This is a genomic window from Chryseotalea sanaruensis (genome assembly GCF_003990915.1).
In the GTDB taxonomy this organism is placed as follows: domain Bacteria; phylum Bacteroidota; class Bacteroidia; order Cytophagales; family Cyclobacteriaceae; genus Chryseotalea; species Chryseotalea sanaruensis.
In genome coordinates this window covers 156394-178908 of record NZ_BHXQ01000003.1, presented here as the reverse complement: position 1 = coordinate 178908, position 22515 = coordinate 156394, and the positions used below count along the sequence as shown (strand labels likewise).

The window sequence follows — 22515 nt, the reverse complement described above, 5'->3', positions numbered from 1 at the left end:
CAAAAAATGCAGCAATTGGTGATTCAAGCGGCTTTAGAGACTATGGCCGTTGCTTTTATAAGAATGGATCTTTTCCTCAAGTTCCCTTATGCGTAAGTTCAGGTCAGGTAATTTTTTAAAGACAGCATAAGATTTAAAGTAATCTTTTACATCATAAGCCGGAGACCCCATTATTTTTTCGCCTTCTTCTTCCACTGATTTAGAAATACCAGCCTGTGCGCCAATACCAGTTTTATTGGCTATTACTAAATGTCCTGCAATGCCCACTTGCCCGGCAATAATGCAGTTTTCACCAATTTTAGTGGATCCTGAAACGCCAGATTGGGCAGCTATAACAGTGTTTTTACCAATTTCTACATTATGCGCTACCTGAATAAGGTTGTCGAGTTTAACACCTTTGCGGATAATGGTGGAGTCGCCAAATAATGTAGCACAGTCAATTACGGTGTTTGCACCAATAACCACGTTGTCTTCAATAATTACATTTCCTAATTGAGGAATAGTTTTATAGGTACCATCTGCCTGAGGTGCAAAACCAAAACCATCGCTGCCGACAACGCTGCCTGCATGGATTACACAGTTGCTACCGATTTTTGAATCGGAATAGATTTTTACACCTGCATGTAAAATAGTGTTATTGCCTACAATGCAATTGTCGCCAATAATTGTGTTGGGATGGATTTTTACATTATCTCCAACTTTTACATTATTACCAATATAGGAGAAGGCACCGCGATAAATGTTGGAACCACAAGTACTACCCTGTCCCAAAAAAGAAGGCTCTTCAATACCAACTTTCTGGAAGCTGATCATTTTATGGTATTCCTCTAGCAATATTGTAAAGCTAGAGTATGGATCTTCCACTAGAATAAGACTTGTTTGGAGTTCTTTTTTAGGTACGAAGTCTTGCTTTACAATAACAGCTGAAGCATGTGTTGTGTAAATGTATTGTTCGTACTTGGGGTTTGACAGAAAGGCAATTTGTCCGGGCTTGGCATCCTGAATTTTTGCCAGCATATTGATTTTAGCCTGTTCGTTACCTTGTACCTGACCGCCAAGCATGGCAGCGATTTGCTGTATGGTAAATTCCATAGTTTATTGAGGCATCCATTAAATACTATTCGATATAGTTATTTGTGTGTTGTGGATGCGTAAGCAACCGGCTCGGTATAACAGGTAAATAACTAACCTTATTTACAAAGATACATTTTTAGGCCAGCACAAATAGTTTTTTTTCACTGTTTTGGATAAGGCCTGAATGCTGGGTAAATCGGAAGCTTGTGCTATATCTACCACCTCTCCGCTTTTCATCAATATGTTAATTTTCTGACCTTCAGTATACGCTTCATTGCTCACAAATCCATAAGAAAACAGATATGGTGCCTCAGCCCTGAGTACCTTGTAATGCTTTGATACGGCCTCTTTTACGTTATTAACATCCTCTTTGCGAATAGCTGCATTACTGAATTTAATCCTGAAGAGTTTTCGTTCAATTAGCATTCTTGATAAGGTTGACAAAATTTTATCTGGATCATTTTGCCAGAACTTGATAGCACCCCAGATGTCATTGTCATCCAGATTACCAAAATGGCTGAGCAGCTGTGGCTTACCCTTAAACTCTTCGAAGGAGACAGGTTTCTCCAAAAATATTTTAAGCGATTCACTCGCGGCAATCGACTGGCCTGATTGGGCTAAATGTTTAGCCCGGTTAATTAAATTAACAAGCAGACGCTCTGCAGCGACAGAAGTTTTATGCAAGTAAACTTGCCAGTACATCAAGCGCCTGGCCGTGATGAAGTTTTCGATGCTGTATATTCCTTTTTCTTCTACAACCAGTTCATTGTGATGCACCGTTAGCATAGCAATGATGCGGTCAACACCGATCGTTCCTTCTTCAACACCGGTAAAAAAACAATCGCGCTTTAAATAATCCAATCTGTCCATATCCAATTGACTGGATACGAGTTGGTGAAAGAATTTTCGTTTGTACGAGTTTCTAAAAATCTTCAGGGTCAAATCAAGAGCTCCTTTAAACTCTTTATTGAGTGCATTCATAAACAGGTAGGAGAGACTTTCGTGTTCGATGGATGGGAGCAAGGACTCTTCCAATGCGTGCGAGAAAGGACCATGACCAATATCATGAAGTAGAACAGCCAGCTGCGCAGCTTCCATTTCTTCGGCACTGATGTCGACTTTTTTGTTACGAAGGTTTTCAAGTGCCCTCCCCATCAGGTGCATGGCACCTAGGGCATGCTGAAAACGCGTATGCATAGCGCCAGGGTAAACAAGGTTAGCCAAGGCCAATTGTTTAATATGGCGCAATCGCTGAAAATATGGATGCTGAATGATGTCGTAGATCAGTTCGCTCTGTATGTGAATAAAACCATATACAGGGTCGTTTATTATCTTTTTCTTATTCACTTCGCGTTGGAATTTGTAACTTGGTGAAAAACGTTTTCATGCAAAGATACACGATACTGTGGGCAGATGATGAGATTGATTTATTGAAGCCACACATCCTCTTTTTAGAGCAGCGAGGCTACGACATAACGCCCATCAATAATGGTACTGATGCAGTAGAACTATGCGAAGATAAAAACTTTGACATCGTTTTTTTGGATGAGAATATGCCAGGTATGTCGGGTTTGGAGGCCTTGAGCCAGATTAAGAACCTGAAGCCTAACCTGCCGGTGGTTATGATCACCAAAAATGAAGAAGAGCAGATTATGGAGGAGGCGATAGGCTCCAAAATAGCCGATTATTTAATCAAGCCCCTGAACCCAAGTCAGATTCTACTTTCGGTAAAAAAGATATTAGATAATAAACGCCTGGTAATTGAGAAGACAAACCTGAATTACCAACAGGATTTTCAACGCATCAGTATGTCCTTTCAAGGTGAGTTGAACCACGATGAATGGGCAGATGTATATAAAAAGCTTGTGTTTTGGGAATTGGAAATGGACCAAAACGACAACCAGGATATGTCGGAAGTACTGACTATGCAAAAGACAGAAGCCAATGCGAGTTTTTGTAAATATGTAATGCGTAATTATGAAAAATGGCTTAACGATGCCAATGCGCCTAAACCATTGTTATCTCATCAGGTATTAAAGCGTAAGGTTTTTCCGATGTTGGGTAAAGAGCCGGTGTTTCTTTTTTTGATTGATAATTTAAGATACGATCAATGGAAAGTGTTGGAGCCGATTATTAATGAATATTTTGCTATTGATGAGGAGGAAACCTACTACTCTATTCTACCCACAACAACTGCCTATGCGCGAAATGCCATTTTCTCAGGTATGCTACCATCTGATATGGCAAAATCGCAACCCGACATTTGGGTAGGTGAAGATGATGAAGAGGGAAAGAATAACCATGAACATGATTTTTTGGAGAAGCTATTGCGAAAAAACAATCTGAACATAAAACATTCATATCACAAAATAAAAAATTTAGAAGAAGGACGTCAGTTGGCGGATTCAGTTAACAATCTTTTTCAAAATGATTTGAATGTGATCGTCTATAATTTTGTAGACATGCTATCGCATGCCAGAACAGACATGGCAATGATTCGCGAACTAGCACCTGATGAATCGGCCTATCGGTCAATAACAAAATCATGGTTTTTGCACTCACCTTTATTGGACATACTAAAAAAGGTTGCCGAGAAAAAAGTGAAAGTGGTGATTACAACTGATCATGGTACCATTCGCGTAAAGCGTCCTTTTAAAATTGTGGGTGACCGAGCAGTGAATAGCAATTTGCGTTACAAGCAAGGAAAAAATTTAGGTTACGAAGGCGCCAAAGTAATGGTGGCGACTAAGCCTGAAAAACTTTTTCTGCCTAAGCTTAACGTTTCTACTTCGTATGTATTTGCGATTGAAGATCAGTTTTTCGCTTACCCCAATAACTATAATTATTACGTTAATTTTTATAAAGATACTTTTCAGCATGGAGGTGTGAGCTTGGAGGAGATGATCATTCCCTTAATTTCTTTAACTTCGAAAAATGCGGGTTAGTGAAGAGACAGTAGTGTTGCATGATGTAGGTATTGATCAACTTGCTGAAGTTGCCAGTATTTTTTTGCAAAAAGCAGGATCAGAAAGAATCTGGCTTGTGGAAGGAGAGATGGGGGCAGGCAAGACAACATTTATTAAAGCACTATGTGTTTTGTTGGGTGTGAAGGATAATATGAGTAGTCCTACGTTTTCTATTGTAAATGAATACGAGACTGTAAATAGCGAAATTGTTTTTCATTTTGATTTTTACCGATTGAAAAATGAAAGAGAAGCAATCGATATAGGTATAGATGATTATTTTTATTCAGGAGCCTATTGTTTTATTGAATGGAGTGAAAAAATTAAAAACCTTATACCTGATGACTATGTAGTTGTCAACATCCAACCCATAACCGAAACCACAAGAACCTTATACTTAACCATCCATGGCCGAGAAGAAAAGCGGATTTGAAGCATTGGCGAAATCAGCCATCTCCACACAAGAACAACTAATGCCTGTAAAGACAGGGAATCATTCATTTTTTATTGGATTACCAAAAGAAGTCTCCTTACAGGAAAACAGAATCAGTCTCACGCCAGACGCAGTGGCCTTGTTAGTAAACAATGGTCATGATGTCTGGATAGAATCGAAAGCTGGGTTGGGGTCTAAATTTACCGATAAGCAATACAGTGAGGCCGGTGCCAAGATTGTTTACTCAGCGCAAGAAGTATATAAAGCAGAGGTGATTTTAAAAATAGAACCACCTACACTAGAAGAGATTGAAATGATGCGGCCGGGTCAGGCCCTAATATCAGCAATTCAATTGGGACATTTAAAACCAGACACCATTCAGGCGCTGATGAAGAAGCGGGTTACAGCACTTGCTTATGAATTTATTGAAGATAAGGTAGGGGGTATGCCCATTATCCGTGCTATGAGTGAGATAGCGGGTAGCTCGGTAATGCTTATTGCGTCTGAATATTTGAGTACAGCGAATAATGGAAGAGGTATTATTTTAGGAGGTATTACAGGTGTGCCACCTACAAAGGTTGTGATTATTGGTGCGGGAACAGTTGGTGAGTATGCAGCGCGAGCTGCTTTAGGATTAGGTGCCGATGTGCAGATTTTTGATAATCATTTGTACAAGTTGAGAAGGATTAAGCAATTATTGAGTCAACAGATTTACACATCTACTATTGACACTTTAACACTAAGCGATACTCTAAAAAATGCAGATGTATTAATTGGTGCTTTGCGGGCAGAGAAGGGAAGAGCCCGACATGTGGTGAGTGAAGAAATGGTAAGCAGCATGAAAGCTGACTCTATTATTATTGATGTGAGTATTGATCAGGGGGGATGCATAGCAACTTCGGAAATGACCACATTGGGTAAACCCATTTACAAAAGACACGCTGTGATTCATTATTGTGTTCCTAATATTGCATCACGCGTAGCACACACAGCATCCACAGCTTTAAGCAATATTTTTACACCCACTATCTTGCGCGCAGCAGAAGAAGGTGGAATGGATAAAATGATTTTTTCTCACAAAGGTTTTATGAAAGGTGTGTACACTTATTCAGGCGGATTAACCAATGAATCGTTAGCACGAAAGTTTGGCATGAAGTATAAAAATATTGAGTTGTTGGTTGCAGCACGTTTTTAAGGGTTGGTTTAGGTGAAGAGAAAAAATTTAAGCTAATTCAGCAAAACACTATCTATGAGATTTCTCTTTTTGCCATTAATCGTCATTACATTTTTAAGTAGTGGTCAGCATACAGAAGTAGATTTTACTGCAGATATTAAATCTGACTTTGAATTAGTTAATTATGGTTTTTCGTTAAGTCATTTGCTGGACTCTTTAAAATTGGAAAAAACTGATTTGAAGATAGTTGTTTCTAAATCCAAATATTTATTGTTTGTAGTAAAGGATAATTTGATTGTAAAAAGTTATCCAGTTGTATTTGGGTTTAATGCCATTGATGATAAGTTGAGAGAGGGAGATGGTGCTACACCAGAAGGAATTTTTAAGATAAGAGCTATGTATCCGCATAGATATTGGTCTAAATTTATTTGGTTTGACTACCCGAATGAATTATCGTGGGTGAAACATAGAAAAGCTAAAAAACAAGGTGCAATACCTGTTAACTCAAGTATTGGAGGAGAGGTTGGAATTCATGGTGTGCCTATTGGTTCCGACTATGCTATTGACCAAAAGCAAAATTGGACATTGGGTTGTGTTTCGTTAAAAAATAAGGACATTGATGAGATTTATAAATTTGTCTTTGTTGGGATGGAGATAGAAATATTTAAATAAATTAACATTTAGAATAACAAAATCTATGAGGGAGCAGTTTGTTAAACTATTGGTAGTAATATTAATTTTCTCCATTATGTACACCTTCTTGATTAAATCCCCTAGTAATGCTACGTCTTTTGATATGGGTTTTGTAGCTGGTACTTTCTTTGGGCAGGCCACTAAAATCATTGGTGTTATTGGACTAATCGTGTATGCTAAGAAGAAGTATAGTCCCAAACAATTATCTTAACAAAACTGATTTGACTTTTGCTGAATTTATCCAGTTAAGCATCAACCAGCTATTGTTAGTTGAACATTTTCAGTTGTAGATTTTTTAGTCATTACATAATAACTATTTTGCTATCTTGAGGATTCCCTTGCATCGTTATGGAATTATACTTTACGTTCTCTATACTTATTGTTCTCTCTGCAATCTTCTCTTACCTCAATAGTCGATATCTCAAATTGCCACCTGCCATTGGCATAATGCTTTTGGCGATTATTACCTCTATCGCACTCATTGCAGTTGGTAAAACCTATCCTGTATTTTCAACTTATGTTTCAGGATTGGTTAGTAGTATAGATTTTCCATCTGTACTGATGGGAGCAATGCTTAACTTCTTATTGTTTGCAGGAGCTATTCACATAAGTATGCAAGACTTGGCAAAGCAAAAATTGCCAATCCTGATCTTATCAACATTGGGGGTTATTGTATCTACTTTTCTTGTGGGTTCACTAATGTATGCCTTATTGTTACAACTTGGTTTAGATGTTCCCCTCATACAATGCCTTGTGTTTGGTGCGCTGATATCGCCAACGGATCCACTAGCGGTTATTGCTATTTTAAAACGAGCTAAAATTCGTAAACATCTTGAAGTTAAAATTGCAGGCGAGTCCCTTTTTAATGATGGTGTGTCAGTTTTACTATTTGCTATTCTTTTGCAATTGGCACAAGGAAGCGAAGTTGATATCACGTTTAAAAATGTGGCAGGTTTGTTTGTTCAGGAGATGATTGGTGGATTGGTTATTGGTTTTTTACTCGGTTATATAGGTTCACAAGGCATTAAGAGAATCAATGATTATCAGGTTACAGTATTGATTACGGTTGCGATTGTGATGGGAGGATACATGATTACTCGTTTCTTACATATTTCAGGGCCGCTCACCATGGCTGCTGCGGGCCTTGTTATTGGTAATTATGGCAAAAAGACGGCTATGTCTATAACCGATAAGGATTATCTGGATAAATTTTGGGAGATGATTGATGAAATTCTCAACGCCATATTGTTTATGATTATTGGCCTTGAACTTTTATTAATTCCAAATATTCAGCAGGATTGGATAATTGGCCTTGTCAGTATTCTGATTGTATTATTAAGTCGCTACGTATCCATTTGGCTGCCCATGTGGGTGATTCCAAAAATTGAAAGGTTTGATGGTAGGACAATGGCGGTATTGGTATGGGGTGGCTTACGTGGAGGTGTGTCTATTGCATTAGCCTTATCTATAGATACTCACCTTAACCAGAATCTATTTTTATCAGCAACGTATTATGTAGTTGTTTTTTCTATAGTTGTACAAGGGTTGAGTATGGGTAAGCTTATTACTTTTATTAATAGGAAGCAGAAGGTGTGACTAGAATTTAGAATTTAACTCTCACTTGGCATTTAACATCAGTGCGTACATTGCCTTCTATTGCATCGAGTCCTGAGCCCATACTTTCTACACCATTAATACGAATATGTGCATAGCGAAACCAGAAGCTCAACTTTTTGTTGAAATCATATTGTAATAGTATGTAACGCCTCACTCCCTCACCAGCATACGGCTGAAATGAATAGGCTAGCCACATATCTTTTTCTATTGCATATTGTCTGTTATCGAAATCATCTGTATTGAATAGCGCATAACGTCCACTAATTTTTAGCTTACCAAAATCATAAGTCAGATCCTGAATAATTGCCATACCTTGAGTGGCGTTTTGATTAAATTCATACTGAGTATATTGAATACGACTCCGCATGGTAAGTTTTGGTGCTACAGTGTAATCTACGTTTATAAAGAGATTTCTTTTTTTACCTTGACTAGTTAGGTAAAGTGGATTTTCAATAGTTAGGTTTCTTTGTTTAGATTCTTCGCGTAATTGTAAAGAATAATTAATTGTTTTGGTAGGTTGATACTGCAATCTGAACAGCCATTCATATCCATGAGACGGGCTATAGTTTCTTAATTGTAACCAGGGGAATTCAAAAAGATCAATGTAAGCGGAAGTTTGCCAATGTTTGTGGATTTTATATTTTAATCCCCAATACAAACCTCTTTCATTTTTCGGTTGACTGGCTTCACTAAAAGCATTGGCAGAAAACGTGTAAAAGTTACGTGGGTAGTTCCTTACAAGTATGGCTATATCAAAATAGGGAGATAAACTACCAAGCGTGCCTGCAACAAAAGCAATTGTAGCAGGATTCTGATAAGCCAGTTCTCCAAAAAATGCAAAATTGTAAAAAGAATAATTAACAAATGCAGATGCTGTTTGATTTTCTTTACCACGAAAAGCAAATTGGTTATAAAGATTTTCAGCAGGTGAAAGAACTTTATTGAAATTAATGTATTGATAAATGATTCCAGTTTGCAAGGCACCTTTTATATATTGAGATGTGAAACCAATACGTTTTTCATTTAGTACTTTTCTGTCAATAAGTTCATTAATATTTCTGTGAAACCCAGTACTTTGCAAAGAAGAGACTATATTGTTTTCAAGGCTTTCGTTTGAAACGTTAGCATCACGGTTGATAATAGAAATGAAGGGGGTCAATTGAATTGTAGGTTTGACCTGATAGGTTAGTGTTAATCCACGCAGACCAAAATTTTCTAAAGCAGAAGTGAAAGGCACAGCAAGTATATTGCTTCTTCTTATACTGTTTATTGTTTCTCCCCCTTTACCAGTGCCAAACGCACCGCCTAACACCAAGCCTTGTCCTGATTGTAGTTGATAGTCGCCTACGATTAAATTTTTTATTTTTCCCTTATTCTGTATTTGAGCATGAAAGGATAAGTAATCAAATCCAAATTGTTTTTTATGTGGAATCCATTCAAAAGCTTCGCCTGCATCTTGTTCTGCGGTTATACCAAAACTAAAGTCGTTGGCTATGCTATTACGGTAGCGTAAGTAATATTTTTGAGGATGACCTAGAAATCTGCGTAGACTATCATCTTCTTTAAAGCCTGCGCGTGTTTCAAGCCCTAGTTCTGATCGTACTACTAAATAGTTATTTGGGTTGTAACGAATACGCTTAAGAAGTTTGCTATTCAATTGTTCTTCCGGATTTCTAACAATTATAAAGGGCAAAATCTTTTCTATACTTCGTAAATCGAGATTGGGAATGGATTGTAGTTCATACTCAGATAATAGCGCACCATTTTCGACTCTGTATTTTATCAAGCTGTTGACTTGTAATTCATTTAGAATATAGAGATTTCTTAGTTGCTCTGTTGTGGCATTATTAATATCCAGTGGATGATTGAGTAGATCAAGATAATTTTCGTAAAGTTCCTCGTAGTTGGCATCTTCATCCTGATAGCTGATTAACTCATCTATAAGACTTTGTACGTCAACATCTTTCCGGTTTATGAATTGTGCTTGTAGATTAAAACAAGGAATTAGATACGCAATAAACAATAGTTTCTTCATCTCTCTTTCCACTTATAGGTCAACGAAGCCTGATGGCTTTCTCCTAGTCCAGTAAGGGCATATTGATAAGCATAGTTTATGCTTAGTTTACTTTGAGTAAATCCAATTCCAAAAAAAATATTGTTTGGGTAAAGTGAAAAGCCTGTTCTTGTAGAAAACTTTTTAGTGGCTTTGTATTCCATCCCTGTTTTAAAAGTGGCGTTATGATCTATTTCTTTAGAGATTTCAGTGCTTAGTAGTACTTTTTTTGTAGGTATTATGCCTATACCAAGACTTAATCTTGTTGGTACTTTTTCATCTTCAATTTCTGAAAGTAAAGGCTGATTGATATTTAGAATATATGCGCCTATCGATATACTTTTACTCAGTTCTGCTATACCGCCTGCGCTAATTGTTAATATTGCCTTTGTGCCAAAACCCAATGCGGTATATTGTATGTAGTTTATTGTAGCACCCAATGAAGCAAGTCCAAGTTGATTACTGAAACCTACCAAGAGTAATTGTTCATTGTAAAATTTATCACCAAAATGTAAAGCACCTGCCCCCAATACGCCAATTTTAGTGGGTAAGACAATTGCTACTGCACTGCGATTGGCACCTTCTAACCTTGGTTTAGCATCATAAGCTGATGTGGCGGTTGCTTGTTCTAGTGATGCGAGACCTGCTACATTGTTAAACAGACTCCACTCATCTTGTATACAAGAAGATGCGTATGCCATACCTGCTGTTCGACCTCCAATCTGTTGGCCGTAAGCAGTTGTAAATAATATTACAAATAGCGTAGTGGATACTAAGTGCTGCACAAACAATTATTATTAACCGAAGTTAAATAATTGTTACATGATAAAATTGATTTTAAAATTCTTTTTTCAAGTGAAAGAAAAATCCTTGCTCACCTTCTCCGTTAAAGGAGTATTCCAAACGCATGGTAGCATCGTGGGAGCTCACAAAATCTAGTCCAAAGCCCACGCCATTGATTAACTTGTCTGTGAGTAGTCTTCCATTAACATAACCGGGATAGTTCCAGACATAACCAAAATCTGCATATGTTTTAGCATAAATAGTTAGTGGTACTTCTTGAAATTGCTCAAGTCGACCACCAAGACTGAAGACATGTGAAAAAATCTGCTTCTTAAAAGTTGTTTTGTTAAAAGCAAACTGTGGTCCTTCAATTAAGTAAACTTCGTAGCCACGTACAAATTGTCTGTTATAACCCAGTGCGCTATAATTGGCATAGGGTAATTGGTCTTGCATACTCAAGTATGCACTGGAGTAGTTTGACAGGTAGTAATTTTTACCTAGGGAAAGATAGCGTGCATAGGTAATATTCATGTCAGAGCGATTGATATCATCTTTAGCAAATACACCTTGATAGCGTAATGCTGCAGATAAAAAACTTCCCTTTAAGGGATAGCTTACAAAATCACGATTTTCATAAATGTACTGATAGCCTAGTGTTGTAAACTGTTGGCTGCGTAAAGCATTATTACCAAGGTATTCTGGATTAAGGCTTATCAATGAATCACTCACTGTATTTTTAGTATACTCTATACTAAATCCATGAAAATGGTAAAATGAATTTCGATATGTATAAGTGAGTGATGCGCCACGTGTAGTTCTTAAATTATTTTCAGTTCGTGCAAATTCTAATATGTTGCCAAGGGTTTGAAATGCCAGATTCTTTCTCTCATCGTAATTGAGATCAAGAATTAATCCTTGTTTACGTTTTTTGTCAAGGTAGGGCATTCGATAACTAAGCTTAAATACTTTGGTAAAACCAAACTTGGCTGTTAGTAACATAGTCTCATTTCTGCCTCTGAAATTATATTGATATAATTTGAGACCATAATTCAACCTTCTGAAATCGTGATTATAGTTTTGCCACCACTCATTAAAGTTTCGATCTGCTAATTCTACTATAGGTACAGGGAAGGTATACCAGCGTTCACTTACTTCTATGAATAAATCTGCGTAACCATTTCCGTAATCCAGCGGTCGCATGTTTACGGTATTAAATAATCTTGTGTTGAGTAATTTGCTTTTATCTTTTTCGATAATAAGCGTAAGCGCTTGCGTACTTACTGTGTCGCCTGTTTTTAAAGTCAGCTCTCGTTCAATAATAAAATCACGTGTAATTTTATTCCCCACAATCAGAATTCGATTAATGGTTAGAATATTTGAGGTGTCAACGGCTAATCTATTCTTATTTTTTTGTCGTGTAGAATCAAATGCACCCTGAGCATCAGTAATGCATTGCATACAAACACAAATAATAAAACTGATTCTCAGGGCCCACATGCTTACAACTTCTACCGATCCGTTACTTTAGCTTTTAAAGCGACTAAACGCTTTGTTCTTTGTTCTTTTTTAATGAGTAGATTAAGAGCACCACACCAGCAATAACTAAAGGAATACTTAAAATCTGCCCCATGTTAAGGGTAAGTTCATCTTCAAAGGCAACTTGATTTTCTTTTAGGAATTCATAAGCGAAGCGTAAGCCAAAGCATACAATTAAGAATATACCTAGTAAACTACCAGGAGCTAGCTCATTTTTCTTTTTACTCCATAGCCAGAATAATAGAAGAAACAATAATACACATGAAATTGATTCGTACAATTGTGCGGGGTGACGTGGTATCATATTAGTGTATAATATTGCATGGTATTGATTTCCTTCTTTACCTAAGCGATAACGCAATGCACCGGACTGATAAACGTGTTCTGCAATACCTGTATTATACGAAAGCATGGACTGCAGACGTCCGCTGATATAACTATTCAGTTGATCTTCTGTATAGGTTTCATCTTGTTTAAAAGTAAGCAGAATTTTTACCGGTTTTGCAGGGCCAACATTAGCAGCGGTATCAATAGCTACATAGTCGACATCTTCCACGTATCCATCAAACTTGATAAGGTCTGTTACATTGCTGGCGAAGACAACGCCATAATTTGATTCAGTAGGTTTACCAATAATTTCGGAGTTGAAGTAATTGCCAAAACGAATTAATGCACCAGTAATAGCGGTAACAATTACAATTCTATCAACAACCTGTAAATAGCTTTGTCCAGGTCTTTTCTTTCTTGCGTATAACCATAAGGCAAATAAAATACCAAATGCACCTCCATGGCTAGCCAGGCCTGTAAAGCCTGTAAACCTGAACTTTGGAGAAAATTCGACAGGAAGGATTATGCTGAGTGGATTTTCTAAAAATAATTCAGGTTGATAGAAAATGACATGGCCTAAGCGAGCTCCTAATATGGTCGCTACGATCATGTAAATAGTCAGCGTATCAACATCACTTTCCGGCTTGCCCTCTTTTTTATAGATATAGTATAAAACCTGCTGGCTAATTAAGAAGCCAAGTGCGAAAAGCAATCCATACCAGCGAAGCGAAATACCCCCCAGGTTGATAATTTCGGGAGAACCATTCCAAATGATGTAAGTCAGATAAGTCATAACGACAAATATAATTACAAATGGGAAAGCACAAATGGCTTTAACCACTTGTTAGCAGCTTTTTAACGCCTTAATTATAGGGTATTTAGCTCTTCATCAAAGCCTCCGGAAAGAATAGGGAAGCGACACCAAGAGCGGGGGTCCACATTGAGGTCGTCTAAATGGAAGGAGGGGGCTAAACGCTCTCGTTTCCATTGGTTAATTGACCATAATCGGAAGAATTTTTTGATGTTGCTTTTCAATACCTCATCTTCATTGCCATTATTCAGCGTACTGTAAACTTCTTTTGGCGATTTACGCTGTTTTATAGCCAATAATTCGATCTGTTCTAATACTCCATAAGGCATAAGATCAGCTTCATCTGTCTGATGCCTCTCTAATGGTCTTAATTCTGCGGTTGGCTTTAAATCGTTTACAAAGCTTAGTCCTTTATACTCAAGCTCTTGCTCAGCCCATTGCAGCCATTGTAAAACAAAGGGTTTGCTTAAGCTAGCAATGGGAGCCAGACTTCCGGAGGTGTCACCATCCATTGTGGCATAACCAACGTTACCTTCGCTTCTGTTAGAAGTAGTAAGCAATAAGGCTTGTTTAATATTGGCCAGCATCCAAATAATAGGAGAGCGTGAGCGTGCCTGAATATTTTGCAGAGCAATGTCATCTTTTTCCCAACTTAAACTTCTACCTAGCGCTTCTTCAATTTTGCTGGAATATGAATTAACCTCTTCTTCAATTGACCAATGGTGAAAGGTTGCTCCAATTGATTTAGCCAATTCTTCGGCTGCCTGTAGGGTGTGGGTTGACGAATTTTTTGTACCCTGATAAACGCAGGTCAATATTTGCCCTACTACTTTTTTTGCATTGTTTTCTAATGGCAGACCAAGACTTTTGCAAAAGTTCTCAGCACCTAGTTCATGAATACCTCTTCGCACCATTTCGGCCACAAAGGTTGCAATGATTGATGAATCCGCTCCGCCACTTAACGACAACACAAATCCTTTGGCCTTGCTCTTTCGCAGGTAGTCGTAGAGTGCCAAAGATACAGCCTGTGCTAATTCTTCATTCTTTTCTTTGCTATCGATTTCTATTGCAGGTATAGTGGCGTTGGTGTCATCAATATTTACATCGCAGTACAATACGTCATTGTGTTGGAAGGTCAATCGTCTGTTAAGTGCTTTTATTTCACCACGCTGAGCAAGAATAACATCACCATCATAAATAATTCTGCCAGCTTCATTACCTAACTGATTAACGTAGAGGTATGTGCAATTGAATTTCTCTGAACTACTCCTAATTAATTCTTCGCGAATATTGCTTTTGCTCATGGCAAAATGACTAGCACTTGGATTTAGGATGATATCTACACCTTGCTTACATAAGCGTTCGCCCGGACGGTTAGTGAGCACCCATGCATCTTCACAAATTTCAAAAGCAATGCGTACCCCATTTACATCGTAAACCAGGTCACCAACCTGAATTTTGTTTCCAGCTCTTTCTATGGTTATTACTTCCCCGGATTTCCAGGCTTCAAACCATCTTGGTTCATAGTGTATGCCATCCTTGGGCAGGTTTTGTTTAAGAGTAATGCCTAGTATTTTTTTATTGTGAATAAGGCAGGCACCATTGTATGTTTTGCCATCTATGCGAACGGGTAAACCTATTGCTACAGTAATGTTATCGCAATACGCTACAACCTCAAGTAATTTATTCCATGCCGTCTCGGCTAACCATTCACTTAAGAATACGTCTTCGCAGCTATATCCCGTTAGGGTAAGCTCAGCAAAACAAAGCAAATCTACCTTGCTACTTTTAGCTTTTTCGAGGGCATGCCTTATGTTGGCTACATTATGTTTCCAGTCGAATGGCGTCTGGTTAAGGGTAGCACCTGCTAGGATCAATTTTCTCACAGTCTGTAAATTACTCAAAGTAACAAATCAGATGCGAATATCGTTTAGATGTATCAAAATTTTGTCTGGTGCTTACTCAAAACAACGTTATTTTCTCCTATTACTTTAAAGGTGACAAGTGTACCCGAGTTTGAGAAGTCTATATCTAGGATTCCAAAATTTCGTTTAATAATCAGTTCACCGATTCTGTACTTATTATCTTCTTCCCAGGTTTCACTCCAGGTATGGCTAAGTCCGCTGGCAGTAAAATCAAAAAGAGGGTAGGGCAACCCCTCAATATTTCGCTTTGATAATTCCGCAATATGACGGTCGCCACTGATAACAATTACCTTTTTATGCAGATAACGTTTCAGTAAATCGAAAAAGCGTTGTTGCGCTTGTGGTAATGTGGCCCAACGCTCAAAACGATGTTCTTCGGCAAGCAGTTGTACGCTGGAATTTATAATGAAGAGAGATGCGTCTGTGTTCTTCAATTCATTTTCGAACCACTGCCATTGAGCTTCCCCCAACATATCACCTTCTGGATTTGCGGGGTATCGGTAAGTACTTTTTTTGGTAAGGGAGTCTATGTAATACACTTTTTTAATGGTGTCTCTAAAATAGCGTGTGTCGAGATTTATTATATGTATACTTCGTTCGCCTTTTTTAAGCGAAATGCTGTTGTAGAGGCCCTCATGTTTCCAAATAGAATGGCTTTCGTCAAAACCGAGAAAAGTAGCGGCTAATACTTTACTTTCTTTTTTCTTAGAAAAATTTTTTCCGCCATCGTTAATGCCATAATCGTGGTCGTCCCAGGTGCCAGTAACAGGGCAGGTTGCCAGCAGGTTTTGGTAACCGGGATTCTCTTTCTGTTTTTTATACTCACCTGCAATGAAAGTCATGTCGTGGGAGTCCCCATAAATATTATCGCCACCCCAAATCCAGATTTCTGGTTGTTGAGACACAATTTCCTCCCAAAGTTGTTGGGGAAGGTATTGTCTGGAACATGAGCCAAAAGCTATTTTAAAATGCTCCTGAGCGTTAGTTTGAAATGAAACAATACTTAAAACAAGTATAATGATATTTTTCATGGCATTAAAATAGAACCGCTTATCGTTTTACAATTGCTTTACTAATTATCTTATTGTTAAATTCCATCAAATTTAACTTATGAAACAATTGGTAACCTTGCTATTGGTTTGCGCCTTTTCTTTCGCAGGCGCGCAAGATATAAAACAAGATTCGATTTATATGCGCCAGCATTACGATCAGGTAGAATATATGATCCCAATGCGCGATGGTATACGACTTCATACTTTATTGTATGTCCCTAAAGATAAGAGCAAGACATATCCCATTCTGTTAAACCGGACTTGTTACAATGCATCTACCTATGCAGATTGGAAGACTTACTCACATCCCTCACCTTACTTAATAAAGGATAAGTACATTTTAGCATTTCAGGATGTACGTGGTCGTTATATGAGCGAAGGAGAGTTTAATAATATGACCCCAAATATTCCGGGTAATAATGTTAAGGATAAAAAAGCAATTGACGAGAGTTCTGATACTTACGATGCTATTGACTGGATGATCAAAAATATTAAGGGGAACAATGGCAAGGTAGGTATGTTTGGTATTTCATATCCGGGTTTTTATACGGCTGCTGCCATACCCGATGCACACCCAGCATTAAAAGCTTCATCACCTCAGGCACCCATCTCCGATTTTTTCTTTGATGACTTCCATCACAATGGTGCCTACCTTCAGAGTTATACTGCCGCTTTTGCAGTATTCGGTTATCAAAAAGATAAGCAGACCAAAGAAGATTGGTACATGGATAAGCTCATGCGCTTTTATGGCCAAACCATTTCCGATGGGTATGACTTCCATTTAGCGCAAGGGCCGCTTAAAAATATTACGAAAGATTACCACAATGATAATTTTTTCTGGCAGCAGATAATAGACCATCCTAATTATGATGAATTCTGGCAGAAGCGAAATTTATTGCCACACTTGAAAAATGTGAAGCATGCAGTAATGACCGTTGGTGGTTGGTTTGATGCTGAGGATTTATACGGCCCATTAAACATTTACAAAACTATTGAGAATACAAGTCCAGGTGCATACAACACTATTGTTATGGGGCCTTGGGGTCATGGTGACTGGGCAAATGAACAGGGTCAGCATTATCACAACCACATTTATTTTGGTGATAGTATCTCTACTTTCTATCAACGGGAAATTGAACGCAAATTTTTCGCGTTTCATTTAAAGGGAGAAGGAACTGCAAATCTACCAGAAGCTTACATGTTTGATACAGGAAAGAAGGAGTGGAAGAAATTTGATGTGTGGCCTCCTAAAGACGTTGCTCCGTTGCGTTTGTACTTTGGTGAGAAAGGTCAACTTTCCATTAATAAACCAATTGATGAAAAAGCCAGTTTTGAGTACATCAGCGATCCTGCCAAACCAGTACCTTACACATCCCAAACCGAAGGCTTAACCTTTACCCCACGTTCTTTCATGAGCGATGATCAGCGTGAAGCATCAAGAAGACCAGATGTACTTACTTTTGAGACGGAAGTATTGACCGATGATATAACTGTGGCCGGTGAAATAATGGCTAAATTGAAAGTGGCTTTAAGTAGTACGGACGCTGACTTTTTTGTAAAACTGATTGATGTATATCCGGCTAATCATCCAAACTATTCTAAAAATCCTAAGAATGTAAAAATGGGAGGGTATCAGCAATTGGTGCGCAGTGAGGTTTTAAGAGGACGGTTCAGAAACAGTTTTGAAAAACCAGAGCCATTTAAACCAGATGAAATTACAGATGTGAATTTCGCTTTACAAGATGTGCTGCATACTTTCAAGAAAGGACATAAGATGATGATTCAGATTCACAGTACCTGGTTCCCTTACGTAGATCGCAATCCACAAAAGTATGTAGATAACATTTACAAGGCCAATGAGGAAGACTTTGTGAAAGCTATCATTAAAGTCTATGGCAATTCTGTAGTTGAGGTAGGTGGCGAACAAAAGATGAAGGCTAGAATTGATGTTAAAAAGTAAAAATTTGATGTGAAAACGTAGTAGCGTTTGCTTGGCAAGCGCTACTTTTGTTTTTTAGGATTTGTAATTCTATGTCGTTTTAATGTTTGGTATATGAGGCTTTTATTTTTTGCGCTGTTAGTCATCTTTTCATCATTGGCAGCAAATGCTCAGTTTAAAAATATCAAATTAGCAGAGGCAAAAGCAGGTGATAAATTCCAGCCTTGCGAGCCAAGCATAGCTATTAACCTGAAGGACAAGAACAATATTGTAGTTGGGGTAATTCTTGATAGGATTATTTACACAGAAGACGGAGGTACTACCTGGAAGGACGCAACGGTTACTTCACCTTTTGGCGTTTATGGAGATCCGGCAGTTGTTTCAGATAGCAAAGGCGATTTTTACTTTTTTCATTTAGCTGACCCTTCTGGTGAAGGGCGTAGCAACGAAGCCTGGCTGGATAGGATAGTCGTCAATAAATCTAAAGATAAAGGAGCCAGTTGGGGAGAGGGTTTTTCCATAGGGCACAATCCTCCCAAAGATCAGGATAAGCAATGGCCAGTGATTAGTCCGAAGACTGGAAATATTTATGTTGCATGGACACAGTTTGATCAATACGGCTCTAAAGATCCTGCTTGCCAGTCGAACATCATGTTTAGTAAATCGGCTAACAAAGGAGAGAAGTGGTCTACACCTATTATACTTTCTCAAACACCTGGAGATTGTATTGATGATGACAACACCGCAGAAGGCGCTGTACCGGCTGTAAGCAGCGATGGTAAATTATTCGTTGCATGGTCAAATCAAGGTAAAATCTTTTTTGATCGCTCCTTCGATAGTGGTGACACCTGGCTGCGTAACGACTTGGCTATTTTTGAGCATGTAGGGGGGTGGGCCATGGATATACCAGGCATCATGAGAGCCAATGGTATGCCAGTACTCGTTTGTGATAATAATCCGAAGAGCAGTGCCAGCGGTATGTTGTATTTAGTTTGGGCCGATCAGCGTAATGGAAAAGACAACACAGATATTTTCTTTTCACGCTCCAATAACTTTGGCGACAATTGGACACAACCTACCTTAATTAACAACGATACTTCTGGTAAGCATCAGTTTTTTCCTTGGGTAACAATAGACCATAAGACTGGATATATATATACTGTTTTTTACGACAGACGCGAACAAGATGGAAATGCAACAGATGTTTACCTGGCTTATTCAATCAATGCAGGTATATCATTTACCAATGTAAAAATAAGTGAAACTTCCTTTGTTCCGGATGAAGACGTGTTCTTTGGCGACTATACAAACATTGCTGCACATGATGGAGTCATTGCTCCGGTCTGGACAAGAATGGATGAGGGTAAGACCAGTGTTTGGACTACCATTATAAAACATGAGGATTTGGTGAAGTTGGCTGAAACGAAGAAATAGTATAGACTACGAAGCCTTTGCATGTCTCTTTTCCAACACATTCTCAACATCACTTAATGTAAAGCCCTTAGCAGCTAACAAAACAAGGTAATGGTACATTAAATCAGCTGCTTCGCCTAAGAATAATTCTTGGTTATCGTCTTTACTTTCTATAACTAATTCTACTGCCTCTTCTCCCACTTTTTGTGCTACTTTATTAATACCAGAAGCTAAAAGTTTATTGGTATAAGAACTTGCAGTTGGATTTGATTTTCTTTCCTGAACAATTTCCTCTAGTGAATGAATAGACCAGTTTTTTCGATTGACTTCATTGAAGCAAGTGTCAGCACCTGTATGGCAAGTGGGGCCTTGGGGAATTGCTTTAATAAGTAGCGTATCCTGATCGCAATCAATAGCGATAGAAACTAAATTAAGATAATGTTGTGTTGTTTCACCTTTTGTCCATAATCTCTTTTTGCTTCGGCTATAAAAAGTAACTCTTTTCTCCTGCAGCGTTTTGGTATAGGCTTCTTCATTCATGTAACCGAGCATTAACACTACTTGAGTATTGGCATCCTGAACTATGCAGGGTACAAGTCCGTCATTCTTCGAAAAATCAATTGTAAGTTTCTCCATATTATCGGATACTAATGTTTCTATCTTTTAAATATTTTTTTAGATCAGGTAGCGGTACTTCGCCAAAGTGAAAGATACTTGCGGCCAACGCAGCGTCTGCTTTTCCGAGCAGGAATACGTCCATGAAGTGGCCCATATTGCCTGCTCCACCAGAAGCGATAACGGGTATACTTAATAATTGATTTAGTTTACTTAATGCATCGATGGCAAATCCGTTTTTGGTGCCATCATGATTCATACTTGTAAACAAAATTTCACCAGCACCGCGTTGCTGTGCTTCTTCTGCCCATGAGAATAATTTTTTGTCGGTTGGTTTTTTACCACCATGCGTATGAACAATCCACGGATTATCCACTTTCTTTGCATCAATTGCAACAACCACAAATTGAGATCCGAAAGCCTTTGCCATTTCATCAATCAACTTAGGATTGCGAACAGCAGCAGAGTTAATGCTTACTTTATCTGCTCCTGCTTCTAATAACGCACTGGCATCCTCAACCGAACTGATGCCACCACCGACTGTAAACGGTATGTTGATATATCTCGCAATTTCTCGAACCAGGCTGGAAAATGTTTTTCTATTTTCATTTGTGGCAGCAATATCTAAGAAAACTAACTCATCTGCCCCTTGCTGTGCGTAAAGTGAAGCGAGTTCTACCGGATCACCGGCATCCCTTATGCTTTCAAAGTTAATTCCCTTAACAGTGCGACCTTCTTTAATATCAAGACAAGGGATGATGCGCTTAGTTAACATACTTACTTAATTCAGTGAGTGATATTTTGTTTTCATAAATCGCCTTACCAATGATGACACCGTCTACTTGTAGTTTTAACAGGGCATCGAGATCGTGAGTAGCACTAACACCACCACTAGCTGTAATACTGGCATCAGGAAATCTTTCTTGGATATTTTGATACAGTGCTAAGTTCGGCCCTGACAACATACCATCTGTAGCAATGTCTGTGCAAGTTACATACAAACGTTTTGAAGGGAATAGCTGAAGGAAATCATAAATGGATAATAGTGATTGCTCTTGCCAGCCATGCAATGCAATTTTTTCATCGCGGACGTCCGCACTAATTATAATTTTTTCTGGTCCAAAATGATCTAGCCATTCATTTACCAGATCCGGATTTTTAGCAGCAATACTGCCGAGGTTTACTTGCGCAACACCAATGTCTAAAAGTCTTTGAATATCTTCTTGTGTTTTGATGCCACCACCTACATCAATCTGCAAATTTGTTTCTTTTGCAAGCTTTTCTATGGTAGAGAAATTTTGGATGCTGCCTGCTTTAGCGCCATCAAGGTCTACAACATGCAGGTATTTGATTCCGACTGCTTCAAACTCCTTGGCAACTTCTATTGGATTATCATTATATATCTTTTTTTGCTCGTAATCGCCTTGTGTTAATCGTACACATTGACCGTTTATGATATCGATAGCAGGAACAATTTTCATGATTGAATATTTAGAAATGAACGCAATACATTTTCACCAACTGTGGCAGATTTTTCAGGATGAAATTGAACCGCATAAAAATTATCTTTTTGCAATGCGGCACTAAAGGGTTGAATATAATCAGTAATAGCTGCTGTGTTTTGGTTTACTGGAACATAGTAACTGTGCACAAAATACATGTAAGCTTCGTCTAGAGAGGCATCAATCCAAGAATTACTGAGTGCTATTGAGTTCCAACCCATGTGCGGAACCTTCTCTGCATTCTTGGGAATAAACTGTTTCACTGTTTCGTCAAAGATACCCAAACACTTTGTATCATTCTCCTCCGAATAAGCGCACATCAATTGCATGCCCAAGCAAACACCCAATACAGGTTGCTTTAAATCTTTGATCAGTAAATCCAACTTAAGCGCTTGCAGGTAATCCATTGTAGATCGCGCTTCACCAACACCGGGAAAAATTACTTTATCAGCTGTTTTTATTTCCTCTTGATTGTCGGTAATGCTATAGTCAATACCAAGTCTTTCCATAGCAAAAGCCATGGAGCGTATGTTACCTGCATTGTATTTGATTATAACTACTTTCATATTTACGAATTACGATTTACGATTTACGAAATTTGAAAT

20 protein-coding genes are annotated in these 22515 nt (G+C 38.2%); 8 read left to right on the top strand and 12 right to left on the bottom strand.

Annotated features, from left to right (window positions below; all coding sequences use genetic code 11):
* Positions 1 to 33: 33 nt before the first annotated feature.
* Positions 34 to 1092, bottom strand: a complete 1059-nt coding sequence (lpxD, locus tag SanaruYs_RS08700; RefSeq protein ID WP_127122167.1) for a UDP-3-O-(3-hydroxymyristoyl)glucosamine N-acyltransferase — start codon at positions 1090 to 1092, stop codon at positions 34 to 36.
* Positions 1093 to 1194: 102 nt separating this feature from the next.
* Positions 1195 to 2421, bottom strand: coding sequence for an HD domain-containing protein (locus SanaruYs_RS08695; RefSeq protein WP_127122166.1), 1227 nt, complete (start codon positions 2419 to 2421; stop codon positions 1195 to 1197).
* Positions 2422 to 2459: 38 nt separating this feature from the next.
* Between SanaruYs_RS08695 and porX the strand changes: the two genes are divergently transcribed.
* The 6 genes from porX (at position 2460) to SanaruYs_RS08665 (ending at position 7933) form a co-directional block, all read left to right on the top strand.
* Entirely contained in the window at positions 2460 to 4019 is a 1560-nt protein-coding gene (gene porX / locus SanaruYs_RS08690; RefSeq protein WP_127122165.1) for a T9SS response regulator signal transducer PorX, read from the top strand.
* The gene (tsaE, locus tag SanaruYs_RS08685) at positions 4009 to 4470 is read left to right on the top strand and encodes a tRNA (adenosine(37)-N6)-threonylcarbamoyltransferase complex ATPase subunit type 1 TsaE (protein ID WP_170177231.1); all 462 of its coding nucleotides are present in this window, start codon (positions 4009 to 4011) and stop codon (positions 4468 to 4470) included. Before porX ends, tsaE begins: the two co-directional genes overlap by 11 nt.
* A complete protein-coding gene (locus SanaruYs_RS08680) occupies positions 4445 to 5665 on the top strand; it encodes an alanine dehydrogenase (protein WP_127122164.1) in 1221 nt (406 codons plus the stop codon). The genes tsaE and SanaruYs_RS08680 overlap by 26 nt, the downstream gene beginning before the upstream one ends.
* Before the next feature lie 54 nt (positions 5666 to 5719).
* Positions 5720 to 6316 (top strand): L,D-transpeptidase family protein, encoded by a 597-nt coding sequence (locus SanaruYs_RS08675; RefSeq protein ID WP_127122163.1) that lies wholly within the window; start codon positions 5720 to 5722, stop codon positions 6314 to 6316.
* A gap of 25 nt (positions 6317 to 6341) precedes the next feature.
* Positions 6342 to 6548, top strand: coding sequence for a hypothetical protein (locus SanaruYs_RS08670; RefSeq protein ID WP_127122162.1), 207 nt, complete (start codon positions 6342 to 6344; stop codon positions 6546 to 6548).
* A 137-nt stretch (positions 6549 to 6685) separates the two neighbouring features.
* Entirely contained in the window at positions 6686 to 7933 is a 1248-nt protein-coding gene (locus SanaruYs_RS08665) for a cation:proton antiporter (protein WP_127122161.1), read from the top strand.
* Positions 7934 to 7940: 7 nt separating this feature from the next.
* Here SanaruYs_RS08665 and SanaruYs_RS08660 read toward each other — a convergent pair whose 3' ends face one another.
* The 6 genes from SanaruYs_RS08660 to SanaruYs_RS08635 form a co-directional block, all read right to left on the bottom strand.
* The gene (locus SanaruYs_RS08660; RefSeq protein ID WP_127122160.1) at positions 7941 to 9989 is read right to left on the bottom strand and encodes a ComEA family DNA-binding protein; all 2049 of its coding nucleotides are present in this window, start codon (positions 9987 to 9989) and stop codon (positions 7941 to 7943) included.
* On the bottom strand, positions 9986 to 10792 hold the full coding sequence (locus tag SanaruYs_RS08655) for a PorV/PorQ family protein (RefSeq protein WP_127122159.1): 807 nt from the start codon (positions 10790 to 10792) through the stop codon (positions 9986 to 9988). The genes SanaruYs_RS08660 and SanaruYs_RS08655 overlap by 4 nt, the downstream gene beginning before the upstream one ends.
* Before the next feature lie 52 nt (positions 10793 to 10844).
* A complete protein-coding gene (locus SanaruYs_RS08650; protein WP_218022405.1) occupies positions 10845 to 12248 on the bottom strand; it encodes a BamA/TamA family outer membrane protein in 1404 nt (467 codons plus the stop codon).
* An 82-nt stretch (positions 12249 to 12330) separates the two neighbouring features.
* Positions 12331 to 13446, bottom strand: a complete 1116-nt coding sequence (locus SanaruYs_RS08645) for a prolipoprotein diacylglyceryl transferase (RefSeq protein ID WP_127122157.1) — start codon at positions 13444 to 13446, stop codon at positions 12331 to 12333.
* Positions 13447 to 13520: 74 nt separating this feature from the next.
* Positions 13521 to 15350: an NAD(+) synthase gene (gene nadE / locus SanaruYs_RS08640; protein ID WP_127122156.1), complete on the bottom strand. Its 1830-nt coding sequence runs from the start codon at positions 15348 to 15350 to the stop codon at positions 13521 to 13523.
* 53 nt (positions 15351 to 15403) lie between these two features.
* A complete protein-coding gene (locus tag SanaruYs_RS08635; RefSeq protein WP_127122155.1) occupies positions 15404 to 16420 on the bottom strand; it encodes an alkaline phosphatase D family protein in 1017 nt (338 codons plus the stop codon).
* Positions 16421 to 16499: 79 nt separating this feature from the next.
* Here SanaruYs_RS08635 and SanaruYs_RS08630 point away from each other — a divergent pair, with 79 nt between their 5' ends.
* Positions 16500 to 18401 carry a CocE/NonD family hydrolase gene (locus tag SanaruYs_RS08630; protein WP_127122154.1) on the top strand — a complete coding sequence of 634 codons (1902 nt, stop codon included), beginning with the start codon at positions 16500 to 16502 and terminating at the stop codon, positions 18399 to 18401.
* 93 nt (positions 18402 to 18494) lie between these two features.
* Entirely contained in the window at positions 18495 to 19814 is a 1320-nt protein-coding gene (locus SanaruYs_RS08625) for a sialidase family protein (protein ID WP_246011879.1), read from the top strand.
* Between the two features lie 6 nt (positions 19815 to 19820).
* On the opposite strand, the gene hisIE is transcribed toward SanaruYs_RS08625, so the two are convergent.
* The 4 genes from hisIE to hisH are packed head-to-tail and all read right to left on the bottom strand — an operon-like array spanning position 19821 to position 22476.
* A complete protein-coding gene (gene hisIE / locus SanaruYs_RS08620) occupies positions 19821 to 20429 on the bottom strand; it encodes a bifunctional phosphoribosyl-AMP cyclohydrolase/phosphoribosyl-ATP diphosphatase HisIE (protein ID WP_127122153.1) in 609 nt (202 codons plus the stop codon).
* Position 20430: 1 nt separating this feature from the next.
* Positions 20431 to 21183: an imidazole glycerol phosphate synthase subunit HisF gene (gene hisF, locus SanaruYs_RS08615; RefSeq protein ID WP_127122152.1), complete on the bottom strand. Its 753-nt coding sequence runs from the start codon at positions 21181 to 21183 to the stop codon at positions 20431 to 20433.
* On the bottom strand, positions 21173 to 21889 hold the full coding sequence (gene hisA, locus SanaruYs_RS08610; RefSeq protein WP_174842765.1) for a 1-(5-phosphoribosyl)-5-[(5-phosphoribosylamino)methylideneamino]imidazole-4-carboxamide isomerase: 717 nt from the start codon (positions 21887 to 21889) through the stop codon (positions 21173 to 21175). The genes hisF and hisA overlap by 11 nt, the downstream gene beginning before the upstream one ends.
* Positions 21886 to 22476 carry an imidazole glycerol phosphate synthase subunit HisH gene (gene hisH, locus SanaruYs_RS08605; RefSeq protein ID WP_127122150.1) on the bottom strand — a complete coding sequence of 197 codons (591 nt, stop codon included), beginning with the start codon at positions 22474 to 22476 and terminating at the stop codon, positions 21886 to 21888. The genes hisA and hisH overlap by 4 nt, the downstream gene beginning before the upstream one ends.
* Positions 22477 to 22515 lie beyond the last annotated feature (39 nt).

What these genes read in the sequence shown, in the direction of transcription:
- lpxD (WP_127122167.1), bottom strand. Translation starts at nt 1,092, where the DNA reads ATGGAATTTACCATACAGCAAATCGCTGCCATGCTTGGCGGTCAGGTA.
- porX (WP_127122165.1), top strand. Translation starts at nt 2,460, where the DNA reads ATGCAAAGATACACGATACTGTGGGCAGATGATGAGATTGATTTATTG.
- tsaE (WP_170177231.1), top strand. Translation starts at nt 4,009, where the DNA reads ATGCGGGTTAGTGAAGAGACAGTAGTGTTGCATGATGTAGGTATTGAT.
- SanaruYs_RS08680 (WP_127122164.1), top strand. Translation starts at nt 4,445, where the DNA reads ATGGCCGAGAAGAAAAGCGGATTTGAAGCATTGGCGAAATCAGCCATC.
- SanaruYs_RS08675 (WP_127122163.1), top strand. Translation starts at nt 5,720, where the DNA reads ATGAGATTTCTCTTTTTGCCATTAATCGTCATTACATTTTTAAGTAGT.
- SanaruYs_RS08670 (WP_127122162.1), top strand. Translation starts at nt 6,342, where the DNA reads ATGAGGGAGCAGTTTGTTAAACTATTGGTAGTAATATTAATTTTCTCC.
- SanaruYs_RS08665 (WP_127122161.1), top strand. Translation starts at nt 6,686, where the DNA reads ATGGAATTATACTTTACGTTCTCTATACTTATTGTTCTCTCTGCAATC.
- SanaruYs_RS08660 (WP_127122160.1), bottom strand. Translation starts at nt 9,989, where the DNA reads ATGAAGAAACTATTGTTTATTGCGTATCTAATTCCTTGTTTTAATCTA.
- SanaruYs_RS08650 (WP_218022405.1), bottom strand. Translation starts at nt 12,248, where the DNA reads ATGCAATGCATTACTGATGCTCAGGGTGCATTTGATTCTACACGACAA.
- SanaruYs_RS08645 (WP_127122157.1), bottom strand. Translation starts at nt 13,446, where the DNA reads ATGACTTATCTGACTTACATCATTTGGAATGGTTCTCCCGAAATTATC.
- SanaruYs_RS08635 (WP_127122155.1), bottom strand. Translation starts at nt 16,420, where the DNA reads ATGAAAAATATCATTATACTTGTTTTAAGTATTGTTTCATTTCAAACT.
- SanaruYs_RS08630 (WP_127122154.1), top strand. Translation starts at nt 16,500, where the DNA reads ATGAAACAATTGGTAACCTTGCTATTGGTTTGCGCCTTTTCTTTCGCA.
- SanaruYs_RS08625 (WP_246011879.1), top strand. Translation starts at nt 18,495, where the DNA reads ATGAGGCTTTTATTTTTTGCGCTGTTAGTCATCTTTTCATCATTGGCA.
- hisIE (WP_127122153.1), bottom strand. Translation starts at nt 20,429, where the DNA reads ATGGAGAAACTTACAATTGATTTTTCGAAGAATGACGGACTTGTACCC.
- hisF (WP_127122152.1), bottom strand. Translation starts at nt 21,183, where the DNA reads ATGTTAACTAAGCGCATCATCCCTTGTCTTGATATTAAAGAAGGTCGC.
- hisA (WP_174842765.1), bottom strand. Translation starts at nt 21,889, where the DNA reads ATGAAAATTGTTCCTGCTATCGATATCATAAACGGTCAATGTGTACGA.
- hisH (WP_127122150.1), bottom strand. Translation starts at nt 22,476, where the DNA reads ATGAAAGTAGTTATAATCAAATACAATGCAGGTAACATACGCTCCATG.